The sequence below is a fragment of the Pyrinomonadaceae bacterium genome (assembly GCA_036277115.1).
Classification (GTDB): domain Bacteria; phylum Acidobacteriota; class Blastocatellia; order Pyrinomonadales; family Pyrinomonadaceae; genus UBA11740.
In genome coordinates this window covers 97,024-110,330 of record DASUNM010000021.1, presented here as the reverse complement: position 1 = coordinate 110,330, position 13,307 = coordinate 97,024, and the positions used below count along the sequence as shown (strand labels likewise).

Below are 13,307 nucleotides of genomic sequence, written 5' to 3'. Positions count from 1 at the left end.
CCGAAAGGATGATGACTTGCACCTGGCGTTTCGCTAATCTCACGCCGCATTGGAAGAGCAGCAGGTTAAGCGGCGGCACCAATTCAAAACTTCAAGAGAGGGAAAACTATGCAAAAGGAGTTTCTATTAAAACTAGTCGGTTCATGGGAAGGACCTGTCCAGACCTGGTTTGAGCCCGGAAAGCTCGCTGACGAGTCGAGAGTCAAAGGCGAATTTCGCCCGCTCCTCGACGGACGGTTCATTCGTCATACCTATGAAGGTGAAATGCAGGGCAAACCGCGACACGGCGAAGAGACCTTCGCCTTTAACACCGTGACGCAACGTTTCGAAGTCGCCTGGGTGGACGACTTTCACATGAGTTACGCGATTCTGTTCTCCCAGGGCGAAGCCACTCCGCAAGGATTTGCCGTCCTGGGCAAGTACGATTGGCCGGATTCGCCGCCTTGGGGATGGAAGACGGTGTACCAACTGATTGACGATGATCACCTCACGATCACCGCCTACAACATCACTCCGGATGGGCAGGAAGGTAAAGCGGTAGAGACGGTGTACACGCGCCGCAAAGAGTAAAGCACTCGTGCCGCTTTCTGATTTAACTGCGAAAGGATTCTCCAAATGAAAAAGATTGTTCTGATCTTCGGTCTTATTTCCGGCGCGCTGATGGCGATCTTCATGTTCGCGACTATACCGTTCATAGACAAGATCGGTTTTGACAAGGGCCTAATCGTTGGTTACACGAGCATTGTGCTGGCCTTCATCCTGGTTTTCTTCGGCATCCGATCGTATCGCGAGAACGTTAACGGCGGCGCGGTGACCTTTGGCCGCGCCTTTGTGATCGGGATTCTGATCACGCTGATCTCATCAATCTGTTACGTGATTGCCTGGCAGATTCTTTTTCACAACTTCATGCCTGACTTCTTCGACAAGTATGCGGCGCACGTCATCGAGAAAGCGCGCGCGTCAGGCGCCACTCCTGAGGCGATTCAGACCCAGACTCAGGAGATGGATCAGATGAAACAGCTCGTCAAGAACCCCTTCTTCCACAACCTGTTCGTTTTCCTCGAGCCGTTTCCGGTCGGGCTGGTGATCACGGTTATCTCGGCTTTAATTTTGAGGAAGAAATCAGGCCGGGCTAAAGAGGATGCTGACGGCGCGGGATCACTCGCTTCTTCGAATGCCTGAAGACGTTGGGTGGTCATGATGGCGGGCCGTGTCAGTACCGGGAGCGGTAGCGACCGGATCAAGAGGCTAGTGAAAACTCAGTCTATGACGCAAGTAAATTTTCTGGCATAGCCTCTAGATCCCGTCGCTACCGCTCCGGGTACCGACACAACAGCATCCTCGCCCCGCCGCTTTTCTAATCCCTCCAATCCGCGCTAATCTGTGGATTCAACCCTCTCCTCGAATCTGCGTTTCCGGGAAATGATCATGCGATATTCTGTTTTCTGCTTACTCATCTTAATCACCATGGGCACCAGCGCGGCCGCTCAGGACTACCATTCTTTCGCCAACCCAGCTGCGGTACGGGTACGTCACGTTGATCTGGATTGGGACGTGCTCTTCGATCAGAAGATTCTGAAAGGCTCAGCGACGTTGACCGTCGAGCGAACGTCGCCAACCGAACCGCTGATTCTCGACACGCGCGACTTGAAGATTGAGAAGGTTGAGACGTCGGGCAACGGCACGACGTACGCGGCGGGCACGTTCACCGTGGGAGCGAGCGATCCAATTCTCGGCGCGTCGCTGACAATTCCCTTACCCGCGAATGCCACCCGCGTTCGCATTCATTACTCAACTTCACCGGGCGCTTCCGGATTGCAATGGCTCGCACCAGCGCAAACCGCCGGCAAAAAAGATCCGTTCATGTTCACACAGTCACAGGCGATTCATGCGCGCAGTTGGATTCCTTTGCAGGACACACCGTCGGTGCGCGTGACTTACACTGCGCGCGTGCGCACGCCGCGCAACCTGCTCGCCGTGATGAGCGCCGAGAACGATGCGCGCACGCCACGCGATGGCGACTACAGCTTCCGCATGCGCCAGCCGATTCCGTCTTATTTGATCGCACTCGCCGTGGGCGATCTGCGTTTTCGCAGCCTGGGCCGGCGCACCGGTGTTTACGCCGAGCCTCAGGTGATTGCGCGAGCGGCCAGTGAACTCAGCGACACGGAAAGAATGGTGGTGGCTACCGAGAGGCTCTACGGTCCGTACCGCTGGGGCCGCTACGACATTCTGGTTTTGCCGGCCAGCTTTCCTTACGGCGGTATGGAAAATCCGCGGCTGACTTTCGCCACGCCAACAATTCTCGCCGGCGATAAAAGTCTCGTGTCGCTCATCGCGCATGAGCTGGCCCACTCGTGGTCCGGCAATCTAATTACGAACGCGACCTGGCGCGACTTCTGGCTCAACGAAGGCTTCACGACTTATCTCGAGCGCCGCATCCAGGAGGCAGTTTATGGCCGCGCCCGCGCCGAGATGGAAGCCACCCTGGGCCTGCGCGACCTGAATGACGTGATCGCGTCGCTTGAAGATCGAGACGAGATTTTGCACATCGATCTGCAGGGTCGCGATCCGGACGAAGGCTCGAACGATATTCCGTACGAGAAGGGCGCGCTCTTTCTGCGTCACCTCGAAGAGACTTTCGGCCGCGCGCGATTCGATCAGTTTTTGAGGGGTTATTTCGATCATTTCGCGTTTCAAAGCATCACCACCGCCCAGTTTGTCGATTACCTGAATAAGAATCTGCTGGATAAGAACCCAGAGCTGGCGAAACGTGTTCCGGTGAGTGAGTGGATCGGAAGACCGGGCCTTCCCGATAGCGCGCCGAAGCCAACCTCGCCGGCGTTCGCTCGCGTGGAAGAACAAGCGACCCTTTGGCTCCGACGTCAGATTCCCGCGGCGCAAATCGGAGCTGCTAAGTGGAATACACAGGAATGGCTGCATTTCCTGAAGTTCGTTCAGGATCAACTCAGCAAAGGTTTGGAGGGAGACCGTGTCGTTTTGTCAGTTCCCCCGGGGACCGCGCCCCCCGGTGCGCGTATGGAAGAACTTGATAACGCCTTTCGTCTGACCCAATCAGGCAATTCCGAGATCGCTTTTCAGTGGCTGCTGATGTCGATTCGCAATCGTTACGATCCGGCGGACCGGCGTTTAGAGGAATTCCTCTTGTCGGTTGGTCGCCGCAAATTCATCCGGCCGCTGTATCAGGAATTAGCGAAGACAGCCGCGGGCAAAGCGCGCGCAATAGAGATTTATCGGCGGGCGCGGCCGACCTATCATCCGATTGCAGTCGCATCGATCGATGCGGACCTCAAGTGGCCAGGAGAATAATCCACAGATTACACACATAGGCAGGCGGGTACGTTGATCCGCGGAGTGGTTGAGCGCAAATGGGCTTTGCCCAAAAAAGTCTCAGGTGCCGTAAGCGCGCGCTCATCACGGAACGTGTGACCGACAATACGCAACGAGCTGCGGAGCAGCGCAGATAGTTAAACCCAAGGCGAGGCTCTGCGAACCTTGGGTAACGGGTGCACACAAATCGTTTTGGAGCGGCGGAGCCGGGCTCCGTTAATCTAAAAACTATGGTTACACCCAATGCTCCCAAAGCCTCGCCTTGGGCTTAGCTATGACCGCTGCTTCGCAGCTCGACTATTAGTTCGTGCGCGTCGCCGGACTTTAGAGCAAAGCCGCGTAACTAGCTGAAGCGCAGAGTGATCCGCAAAAATAATTTGTAAGTTTCACGCAAGTCTATAAACTAGCGGGCCGATGAACACCTGCCCCGCCTGTTCAGCCTCAGTTCCTGAGAACACTTCGCGCTGCCCTGCCTGCGGCGCGGCGTTAACCGAAACACAGGCCACCATTCGTCAGCCGCCGCCAAAAGAAAAAAGCAAAGCTCCGACCAGTTCGCGCTCTACCTCTGCCAGCGCGCGCAGCGAAGGGAAGTTCTTAGCCGGAACAGTTCTCAATGATCGCTACCGCATCACCGGCTTATTGGGCCGAGGCGGAATGGGCGAAGTCTATAAAGCCGAAGACCTCAAACTGGATCAAACCGTCGCCTTGAAGTTTCTGCCCGAACACTTCGCTGAAGACCCGGCCGCACATGAACGCTTCGTCCGCGAGGTTCGCACCGCGCGGCAGGTCTCGCACCCCAACGTCTGTCGCGTTTTCGACATCGGCGAAGTGGACGGCGCGCAATTTCTCTCAATGGAGTTTATCGACGGGGACGATCTGTCTTCGCTGCTGCGTCGCATCGGCAGACTTCCTCCTGATAAAGCGCTTGAGATCGGCAGACAACTTTGCGCCGGACTTCACGCGGTTCACCAGGCGGGCATTCTGCACCGCGACTTCAAGCCGGCGAATGTGATGATTGATGGGCGTGGCAAGGCGCGTATCACGGATTTCGGCGTCGCCGGTCTGGAGAGCGAGTTGAAAGAGGGCGCCATTGCGGGCACGCCCGCCTACATGTCGCCCGAACAGATCACCGGCAAAGAGTTAACGGCGAAGAGCGACATCTACTCGCTCGGTCTGGTGCTCTATGAAGTATTCACCGGGAAGCGAGCCTTTGCCGGCGACACAATCGGCGAACTGGTACGTCAGCACAGAACCTCCGCGCCGACTACCCCTTCCGAAGTTCTCAAAGACATTGACCCGCTGGTTGAGAAGGTAATTCTTCGCTGTCTCGAAAAGGACCCGCGCGAGCGACCCGCGACAGCGTTGCAAGTGGCCATGATGCTGCCGGGCGGAAATCCTCTCGAAGCGGCAATCGCGGCAGGCGAAACGCCCTCACCGGAGATGGTTGCCGCAGCCCCGAAGAAAGGCGCGCTCAAGCCCATCGTTGCACTTGCTTGTCTCGCGACGGTTCTCGGGCTTTTTGTATTCATCGCTTTCTTTTCGGACGAAGTTAGACATCACGAATGGATTCCGCTCGAAAAATCGCCAGAGGCTTTGGCAGAACGCGCCGATTCGATTGTCAAAAAACTCGGCTATACGAGCGTCCCGATTGATACTGATTACGGGTTCGAGAACAATTTTTTCAGTTACGCCCGCACGGATCCATCGCCGGATCATTATGAAAGACTCCGCACCGGACAGCCCCCCGTGATTTATTTTTGGCATCGCAGCAGCCCGCGCTATCTCGAACCCTGGTATGACGTATTGGTTTTGCTCAATGACCCGCCGAATGATGTCACGGGGATGACCAAAGTCATTTTAGACGTGCGCGGACGCTTGCTCGAATTTCAAGTCGTGCCGCCTCAGGTCAAGAAAAAAAACGCGCAGACGAGCGAGTTTGATTGGGCGACGCTTTTCACGGAAGCCGGCCTGGACATCCGCAATTACCGGCAAACAGAATCTAACTGGACACCACCTTTTTTTGCTGACGCGAGTTTGTCCTGGGAAGGCCCGCACGTTGACCACGCGCAAATTCCCGTTCGCATCGAAGCCGCGGCCTATCAAGGTAAGCCCGTCTATTTTCAAGTCGTCGCGCCGTGGGACCAACCGCTGCGGCAGGAAGAAACCGTCTTGAGTGCGCGTCGTAGAGCGGCCGCGGTGATCGCGATTTCGGTTCTCTTGAGCGTCGTTATGGCAGCAGTCTTTCTCGCCCGCCGCAACTTGCGTCAGGGGCGCAGCGATACGAAAGGCGCGTTCAAGGTTTCGATTTTCGTTTTTTTCATGGGTTTGGCGGGAAACCTGCTTATTGCCGACCACATTCCCGATCTCACCAAAGAAATTCCGCTGCTGCTTAAAATGGCGGGATATTCGCTTCTTGGGGCGGTGACGATTGGATTGATTTACCTTGCGCTCGAACCCTACGTGCGTCGTCGTTGGCCGAATTTGATTATTTCCTGGAATCGACTTTTGGTTGGCGATTGGCGCGACCCGATGGTCGGGCGCGACATTCTTGTGGGTGGCATGTTGGGGCTTGGGCATACTGCTGCGATTTACGTAACGGTTCTGTTGGCAACCTGGAGTAGCGGCAGGGCTTTTCCGAATGCCGGTTTGGACATTTCATATCTTGACGGTATCAGGCATCTGTGGGCGAATTTCTTAATGTTCATGCCAGCCGGTGTGTTTGGGCCTTTCTTCCTTTTGCTGCTTCTGATTCTGCTGGTAACAATTTTCAGAAAACAATGGCTGGCAACCGCTGTGTTTTGGATATTGGTGTTCTCGGTTGAAGGTTTAGCTTTTATGAGAGGATCGCATTGGATTGACTTACTCGGAACGGCTTTGATGACCACTATCACCGTCGTTGGCATTGCTCGATTCGGACTTTTGGCGATGATTTCGCGAGCAATCTTTTTTGAGTTGAGTTTTCACAACGCGATTACGTCCGATTTCTCGAGCTGGTATTTCGGCAATACGATTTTTGCGGCCGTGATTCTGTTCGGTCTGGCAATTTACGGCTTTTACATTTCGCTGGCCGGACAGAAGGTGTTCCAGCGAACCTTGTTGGAAGAGTGAAAAGCGAGAGTGAATTCGAAGAAGTGTCCAGGTCGCGACTCGGCGACAAAGAAAAGCCGTGATGACGTTGAACTCAATCTGCGAAACGCAATCAACGGGTACATGTGTCACCCCAAATGATCCAACGCGCTGGCGGTACGCCCATTGCAGGGTTAATGATTAAGCTAATCTTAGCTGTATCAATTCAAACTAAAGGGGACACATGTCAGCAACACAGACAGCATTATCAGGAATCGTGACCGACATTCGCGAAAACGGCGGTTTGCAGGCACCTGCAAAACGTGACGTGGCGGAATCGGTACTGAAAACAGTAGACAATACAACGCAGAAAGCTACAGGTATGAGCTTTTTTCACATTCTGACTCTGGGAGCAATCGGTGCATCGGTCGCACTATTCCTGAGTGGAAAACAAAGAGCGGGAATTTTCGTAGGTCTCTGGCCGCCTACTTTTCAGGCGTTAAAGGCCGTGGTCGATAAAGGCAACGAAAAGGCTTAATAGGACACTTCGATCCTTCGCGCAAACCGTTGGGCTTGCGCGAAGGGATCGAATCCTTAAGACTCGCCAACCGCATTCGCTCACTACTAACCACTCACGTCCTTTTGTTCACTCTTGATTCTTGCGCCCCTTCAGGGCCGGGTCTTTTTTGAACTGTGACAGGGGTGTCGCTCGCTAGGCTCGCTCACCCCTGGCTAGTTTCCGGCAGCCCTTCAGGCTGCTCAACGCCCTCTGCCTTCTGGTTTCCGCTTTTTGCTTACTGCCCACGGCCCACTGCTGACCGCCCACTGTCGTAATCACGCCTTCGCCGCTTTCGTCCTTACAAACGCGTAATTAATAGCCGGCAGCGAATTAAAGTTCGCAGCCTTCCCGCAAAACGTTTTCGCCTGACCCGCATCACCTTTGCCCTGATACGCCTGGCACAAGCGATACAGATCGTACGGATTCTGCTGATTGGCTTGCTGAAACTCGCTGACCGCCTTCTCATAATCCTTCATCTCAAGCGCGATCAGTCCGATGAGTTGATGGGCTTGCCGCATCTGCGCCGGGTTCTTCTTCGCCTCAGTGCCGGTGCGAAACGCGTCACCTTCCCGCTTCGCCGCCGGCAAGTCTTTCTTGCCCAAAGCCACGCGCGCGAGATTGTAATGATGAAACAGTCGCGCGTTGTCCTTGATCTCCTGGGAAAGAGTTGACGCTTCGGTCATCTTCAAACCTTTCTCAAATTGCGTCTTCGCGTCGTCATACCTGCCCATCTCAAGCAGGATGTTTCCCTTGAGCTGCAAGTCGCCGGTCATCCCCGGCACATCGCTGGTCTTCTCTCCCAGAGCGTATTGCTGGTCGACATCCGCCAGCGCCTTGTCCCATTTGCCGCTATCGACATCCACCACCGTCAAAGCAAACAACGCCGTGCGCCGTTCCGCATCACTGCGCGCCTTGTCGGTAATCTTCTGTAACTCAGCCGTCGCTTGAGCCGCGTCGCCCTTGTAAAGCAAAGCCATCGCAATGCCCTGATGAGCGTTAATGAAGTTCTGATCGATCGACAGGGCTTTGCGGTACTGCGTGATCGCATCGTCAAACTTGCCCATCTTCAAAAGCAGTTCCGCGTACGAGTCATACGGATTCGGATCGTTAGGAATCAGCTCAATGTATTTCTTGAACGCACCTTCGGCGTTCGCGTACTCCTCGTTCTGGCGGTACGCATAGCCGAGCAGGTTGAAGGCTGAAGAAAACTTTGGCTCGAGCTCAGTCGCCTTCTTGTAATACTGAATCGCCTGCGGCATCTGCTGTTGGCCGAAGTGGTAACCAGCCAGCGCAAAGTTCGCCCGCTCGTCATTCGGATAAGCGGCGATTAGCTGGTCAAGGTGTTCCTTCTGTTTCGCCGGATTGCCGTTAGCGCCGGCTTCCGTGCTGAGGATAAGCAGCTTCTCGCCATTGGAAGCTTTGTCGGCGAGGCTCACCGCTTTCTTCAGGTGATCAAAAAATTCTTTTCCCGTAGGACTAACGTTGGCCCGGCTCAGCTCTGCCCAGGCAAAGTTGGGATCGAGCGAGATTGCCCTGTCGAAGTGCGTGATGGAATCCTGGATCAGCAACTTCTCGTTGAGATCCCGGCCTTGCAGAAAAGCCTTGCGCGCTTCCTCGGAAGAAGTAGTGATGGGAATCTTCCCGGCGGCACTCGATTCCTTGGCTTCAACCGTAGTCTTGGTCTCAGTACTCTCGGCCACGTTTGAACAACCGGTTAGGGCGCCCGTCGAAGCGAAGATCAGGGAAAGTAAAATCAGAACGGATCTGTTGCGTGACATAGCTGTGCTCCTTCGATCTTTTGCGCAGGAAAGAAGTGTCGCGCCTCGCTTCGCGACTTGGGGAGAGCTTGGCAGTGTATTTACGATTTACTATTTACCATTCACAGCGTTTTTCCGATGTTAAGAGTTGTAAATTCTTTTGAAAGCTCATCGCGTTCCTTTTTGAATCATGGAACAATGAGCCACACTTTCAGGAGGATCCTATGAAGAGACTTCAATGGCTCATTACACTTCTGTTGGTAACGACTCTTCCTGCTTGCGCACGACAACAAGATCCGGTGGCGTCGGCCGCTAATCAAAGTGCTACCGCGACCGGGGCAACGACGCCGGACACTCTGCCTGCAAACGCGCATGACCAGAAGCGGACCGATGAACTTTCCGGGACGTCCTGGAAACTGGTGAAGCTGCAAACAGGAGATGAGGAGACGCACGTGCCGGATGACGGGTCGAAGTACACCATCACCTTTGGCGCCAACGGCCGCGTAACCACGCGCGTTGATTGCAACCAAGCCAGTAGTACCTGGAAGACACCGCGCGCGGGTGAACTGCAATTTGGATCGTGGTCGAGAGGGAGTGCTAAGTGTGGCCCCGGTTCCCTTCACGATAAGATTGTTACCGAGGGCGCCAACCCGCGCTCGTACTCGATCAAAGATGGGCACCTGTTCTTATCGGGAATGGCTGCCGGCGGTTACTACGAGTTGGAGCCGCTCACGACGAAGCAGGAATGAGCCATTGGTTCATTGACTCATTGACTCATTAGTTCATTGGTTGAACCCACCCGCTACCGCAGGTGGTACTGACTTCCTGCTCACTGCTCACTGCTCAATGCCTTGTGTTTGTTTCAGTGCGCGGAGCGCACGACGGCATAAAGCCTGGGGTGCCGCGAGCGAAGCGAGCAAACTCCAGGATCGCGCGCCCAAAAGGCCGAGCCCGCGGAGCGGGCGACAGGTTGTTCGAAGCAGCCTCTGCCGCCCGCTTCGCAGGCTCTTGATTCAAATCGACACCCACCTGGGGCTTACGCCCCAGGCTTTATGCTGCCGTGCGCGACGCGCACTTCTGCTTGCTTAACGCGACCTCTGGTAAAGTAATTGACTGATTTAGAAACTTGATTAGGAGAAGCTCTCAAATGAAATCAATGCCCTATTCTCGAAAATTAAGATGGTTGGCGGGCCTGAGCCTGCTTGCGGTCTCAAGCATCTGCCTCTTTGTTTCCAGCGTGGGGAGCCGACCCGCGGCCGGCGCGACGTCTCCGCAGGAAGACTTCAAAGCGACCACCGTGTTTCTGGTGCGTCACGCAGAACGAGCGGACGCCCCACGCGAGGACCCGCCGCTGCTGGAAACGGGAACCGCCCGGGCGCAGGCACTTGCACGCATCCTGGCAAAATCCGGAATTAAGGCCATCTACACATCTCAGTACCTTCGCACCAAGGCCACTGGGGAACCGCTCGCGAAGCAGTTGGGCATCGAAAGCGTCGCGATCTCGCTGAAGACGAGTGCGGCCAATCCCAGACAGGTGACGCCGGAGTCTATTAAGGAGATAACCGATAAGATTTTTCAGAGACCGGGTGAGAACGCGCTGGTAATTGGCCACAGCAACTCAGTGCCCGATGTGATCAAAGCACTGGGCGGAGATGTGGTTCCGACCATAGACGAAAAAGAGTTTAATGATCTGTTTGTGGTAACTGTCTATGCCAAGGGCAAGGCCACGGTTACTCATCTGAAGTATTAACCGGTGCTAGCCCGCGGAGCGGACGTCAGCATAAAGCATGGGCGTAAGCCCAGGTGCCGCTCAATTCATCCATCGGTTCATTGATTCACGTGGTCAATGAAAGAATTAGTTCAATGACTAAATCGACCTTACTTGCCCTGCTGTGTTCGCTCTTCACGCAATCGCTGACCGTCGCGCAGCAGCCGGCGAAGTTAGAAGACCCGCCGTGGATTAAGCTAGTCGCCACCCAGCGAATTTTTTATGCGGTTCCCGGCATGGAGAGAATCCGGCCGCAGAAGGACCTGACCTACAAGAGCGTTTCTAAAGAAGAACTCAAGCTGGATGTATATCAGCCCCGCAGTCGCCGGCGCGGCGCACTGAGTCCGGCCATCGTCTTCGTTCACGGCGGCGCAATTCCCTCGAACTTGCGCACCAAGCCGAAAGAGTGGGGCGCATACGTCTCTCTTGGTCAACTGGCGGCGGCCTCCGGCTTCGTTGGCATCACATTCAATCACCGCTTCTATGGTTGGGACATGTATCCACTGTCGGATGCCCGCAGTGATGTCTCCGCGGCGATCGCTTATGTGCGCGATAACGCAGCGCGACTTGGCGTTGACAAGAATCGCATTTGTCTTTGGTCGCTGTCGGCCGGCAGCGTATTGCTCAGTTCGCCGATCAGCGAGCCTCCATCGCACATTCGCTGCCTCGTCTTTTATTATCCGATCATGGATCTGGAACCGATGCGCAAACAGCGGCCCGCCATCACCGATGACGTCACCCGCGAGTTTTCGCCGATTAATCGTCTGAGAAGAGCGCGCTTCACTTTTCCGCCGATCTTTATCGCCAGAGCTGGCCGTGAAGAGCCCGCCTTAAACGCCGCAGTCGACACTTTTATCCAGGTGGCGGTTGAGAGGAAAGCAACTCTGGATTTCAGCAATCACCCGGACGGACGCCACGGCTTTGATGTGCTCGACGATAATGCGAGGACCCGCGAGATCATCAAACGGACCATAGAGTTCATAAAAACGCGAAACGACTGATTCACAACCCCTAAGGAGATTACATGAGCAGCACAACCACCATATCCGTGAGGGCTTTGGCCTTCGGCGGTAAATTCGTTGGCCAGCACGTGGGCTTTGCCATGATCGACATTTACGGACCCGACGATGCCGACAAACCTTTGGCATCCGGTCGGACGGATCAGGGCCTGGTAGCGAACACCGATGGCTCCGGCGTTACGCCTTTGATCATGGACCAACCTTATCTTTGGGGTTACCCGGTACGTGCGGATGAGGCAACGGAGTTTACCGCCGAAATCGCTTTGACCGAACCCACGGTGCTGACTTTCGTGGCCACCTCGGTGGCCGATCCTCGGATCGCGGTTTCGTGCAAACGGCTGGTAATACCGAATGTGAAGCTCACTGGCGCGATGGCGGTGGTGATCGTGATACCAGGACTACTGACCGCGTTAACTGAACCGGCCGCCTCAGCATCCATTGTTGCGGGAACCCCAACAACCATCACCGCCCAGGTGCGCATGATGTGTGGCTGCATGATCGATAACCTGTTTTGGCCGGCCGCAAATTTCAACGTGCAAGCGATTATCAGCAACGCCGGCAATGAAGAACCTTTAACCTTGAGCTATGGGGGTCAGCCCAGCTTGTTTTCAGCGCCTTATACTTTTCCCGCCCCGGGAGACTATTCCATTCGAATCGTGGCTACTGAATTCAATGGCAATCTGGGCGCAACCTCTCCGGTGATGGTTAATGTGAAGCAGAACGGATAAGAGTCTTAGGTCTTAGGTCTTAGGTCTTAGGTCTTAGGTCTTAGGTCTTAGGTCGTAGTTTGTTTCTGAATGAGCGGCTAAGCAAGCAACTCATCGAGGTAGGCACCCGGCAGAGTCTCAACCGGTTCATGTCCTCTTCGGAAAATGCGCGCTCCGGTCGAACCCTTCAATAGCGTCGCGCCGTTTTCAATTCTCAGCATCGCGCCTTCTCTCAGGCCGACCACCGGCGTTTCGTTGTCTTCGAGGAACTGAACAATTCTTTCTTCGCGCGTCTCTCCCTTGTGCGTCGAATTTGGATCCGCATCCAGGTAATGCGGATTGATCTGAAATCGGACCAAACGAAGCGCTTCTAAGGACGGCGGCTGCACGATGGGCATGTCGTTGGTTGTCCGGATGGTAGGCGCGGCGACATTCGAGCCGGCGCTCGATCCGATGTAAGGCATCCCCGCGCGGACCCGCTCGCGGATAGCGTCGAGCACCTCTTGATCATAGAGCGCCTTCAGAAGCCGAAAGGTATTACCGCCGCCGATAAAGATTGCTTCCGCCTCACGAACAGCCTTCGCAGGTTCAATCGCCGTGTGAATTGAATCGAGCGCGTAGCCGATCTTTTCAAACCGCGCGCGCGCCTGAGTTGCATACTTCGACTCGTCGTGAAGCGCGTAAGGAACAAACAGCACTCGCTTCACGTCGCCGAGAAAGTCGGATATCTCGTTCGCCGCATGATCGAGATACCCGCTGCCATGAAGTGTCGAATTGCTAATTAGTAAAAGGCGAGTTGTGTTGCTTGATTCAGTCGTCATGCTTGGACTGAGAGTATAGGCAATCCTTCCCCAAGCTAAAAAGACTCCCGGGCCTGATTGCTGAACTGCTCTTGCGCCTATCGCATTTGCACGAATCTGAATGACTACGGCCTCTCTGCCAGCGAGGGTATTTTGTTTGGAAGTATGTATTTTACGCACAAGGAGTTAGGGAGAATTGCGCAAAATACATGCACAAAAATCGAAGGGATACTTGACAACGGCGGCTGACGGGAATAATTTCCGTCCTCAGTTGAGCCTG

At 54.9% G+C, this 13,307-nt stretch carries 11 protein-coding genes; 9 read left to right on the top strand and 2 right to left on the bottom strand.

Annotation, left to right across the window (positions count from 1 at the left end):
* Positions 1-108 precede the first annotated feature (108 nt).
* From VFX97_04770 to VFX97_04750, 5 genes are all read left to right on the top strand, one after another.
* Positions 109-570, top strand: a complete 462-nt coding sequence (locus tag VFX97_04770) for a DUF1579 domain-containing protein (GenBank protein ID HEX5702509.1) — start codon at positions 109-111, stop codon at positions 568-570.
* Positions 571-615: 45 nt separating this feature from the next.
* Complete coding sequence (locus VFX97_04765) at positions 616-1,182, top strand: DUF4199 domain-containing protein (protein ID HEX5702508.1); 567 nt, start codon at positions 616-618, stop codon at positions 1,180-1,182.
* 246 nt (positions 1,183-1,428) lie between these two features.
* The gene (locus VFX97_04760) at positions 1,429-3,330 is read left to right on the top strand and encodes a M1 family metallopeptidase (GenBank protein ID HEX5702507.1); all 1,902 of its coding nucleotides are present in this window, start codon (positions 1,429-1,431) and stop codon (positions 3,328-3,330) included.
* 435 nt (positions 3,331-3,765) lie between these two features.
* The gene (locus VFX97_04755) at positions 3,766-6,459 is read left to right on the top strand and encodes a serine/threonine-protein kinase (GenBank protein ID HEX5702506.1); all 2,694 of its coding nucleotides are present in this window, start codon (positions 3,766-3,768) and stop codon (positions 6,457-6,459) included.
* Between the two features lie 202 nt (positions 6,460-6,661).
* Positions 6,662-6,955 carry a hypothetical protein gene (locus VFX97_04750; GenBank protein ID HEX5702505.1) on the top strand — a complete coding sequence of 98 codons (294 nt, stop codon included), beginning with the start codon at positions 6,662-6,664 and terminating at the stop codon, positions 6,953-6,955.
* A gap of 296 nt (positions 6,956-7,251) precedes the next feature.
* Here the strand turns inward: VFX97_04750 and VFX97_04745 are convergent, their stop codons facing one another.
* The gene (locus tag VFX97_04745) at positions 7,252-8,754 is read right to left on the bottom strand and encodes a tetratricopeptide repeat protein (GenBank protein HEX5702504.1); all 1,503 of its coding nucleotides are present in this window, start codon (positions 8,752-8,754) and stop codon (positions 7,252-7,254) included.
* Positions 8,755-8,957: 203 nt separating this feature from the next.
* Here VFX97_04745 and VFX97_04740 point away from each other — a divergent pair, with 203 nt between their 5' ends.
* The 4 genes from VFX97_04740 (at position 8,958) to VFX97_04725 (ending at position 12,248) form a co-directional block, all read left to right on the top strand.
* Positions 8,958-9,482, top strand: coding sequence for an META domain-containing protein (locus VFX97_04740; GenBank protein ID HEX5702503.1), 525 nt, complete (start codon positions 8,958-8,960; stop codon positions 9,480-9,482).
* 407 nt (positions 9,483-9,889) lie between these two features.
* Positions 9,890-10,483 carry a phosphoglycerate mutase family protein gene (locus VFX97_04735; GenBank protein HEX5702502.1) on the top strand — a complete coding sequence of 198 codons (594 nt, stop codon included), beginning with the start codon at positions 9,890-9,892 and terminating at the stop codon, positions 10,481-10,483.
* 113 nt (positions 10,484-10,596) lie between these two features.
* The gene (locus tag VFX97_04730) at positions 10,597-11,502 is read left to right on the top strand and encodes an alpha/beta hydrolase (protein HEX5702501.1); all 906 of its coding nucleotides are present in this window, start codon (positions 10,597-10,599) and stop codon (positions 11,500-11,502) included.
* Between the two features lie 23 nt (positions 11,503-11,525).
* Positions 11,526-12,248, top strand: a complete 723-nt coding sequence (locus VFX97_04725) for a hypothetical protein (protein ID HEX5702500.1) — start codon at positions 11,526-11,528, stop codon at positions 12,246-12,248.
* Between the two features lie 77 nt (positions 12,249-12,325).
* On the opposite strand, the gene pepE is transcribed toward VFX97_04725, so the two are convergent.
* Positions 12,326-13,048 (bottom strand): dipeptidase PepE, encoded by a 723-nt coding sequence (gene pepE, locus VFX97_04720; GenBank protein ID HEX5702499.1) that lies wholly within the window; start codon positions 13,046-13,048, stop codon positions 12,326-12,328.
* Positions 13,049-13,307: the final 259 nt, after the last annotated feature.

Bases quoted from the DNA above. Each gene is read 5' to 3' on its own strand.
- VFX97_04770 (HEX5702509.1), top strand. From the start codon at position 109: ATGCAAAAGGAGTTTCTATTAAAACTAGTCGGTTCATGGGAAGGACCT.
- VFX97_04765 (HEX5702508.1), top strand. From the start codon at position 616: ATGAAAAAGATTGTTCTGATCTTCGGTCTTATTTCCGGCGCGCTGATG.
- VFX97_04760 (HEX5702507.1), top strand. From the start codon at position 1,429: ATGCGATATTCTGTTTTCTGCTTACTCATCTTAATCACCATGGGCACC.
- VFX97_04755 (HEX5702506.1), top strand. From the start codon at position 3,766: ATGAACACCTGCCCCGCCTGTTCAGCCTCAGTTCCTGAGAACACTTCG.
- VFX97_04750 (HEX5702505.1), top strand. From the start codon at position 6,662: ATGTCAGCAACACAGACAGCATTATCAGGAATCGTGACCGACATTCGC.
- VFX97_04745 (HEX5702504.1), bottom strand. From the start codon at position 8,754: ATGTCACGCAACAGATCCGTTCTGATTTTACTTTCCCTGATCTTCGCT.
- VFX97_04740 (HEX5702503.1), top strand. From the start codon at position 8,958: ATGAAGAGACTTCAATGGCTCATTACACTTCTGTTGGTAACGACTCTT.
- VFX97_04735 (HEX5702502.1), top strand. From the start codon at position 9,890: ATGCCCTATTCTCGAAAATTAAGATGGTTGGCGGGCCTGAGCCTGCTT.
- VFX97_04730 (HEX5702501.1), top strand. From the start codon at position 10,597: ATGACTAAATCGACCTTACTTGCCCTGCTGTGTTCGCTCTTCACGCAA.
- VFX97_04725 (HEX5702500.1), top strand. From the start codon at position 11,526: ATGAGCAGCACAACCACCATATCCGTGAGGGCTTTGGCCTTCGGCGGT.
- pepE (HEX5702499.1), bottom strand. From the start codon at position 13,048: ATGACGACTGAATCAAGCAACACAACTCGCCTTTTACTAATTAGCAAT.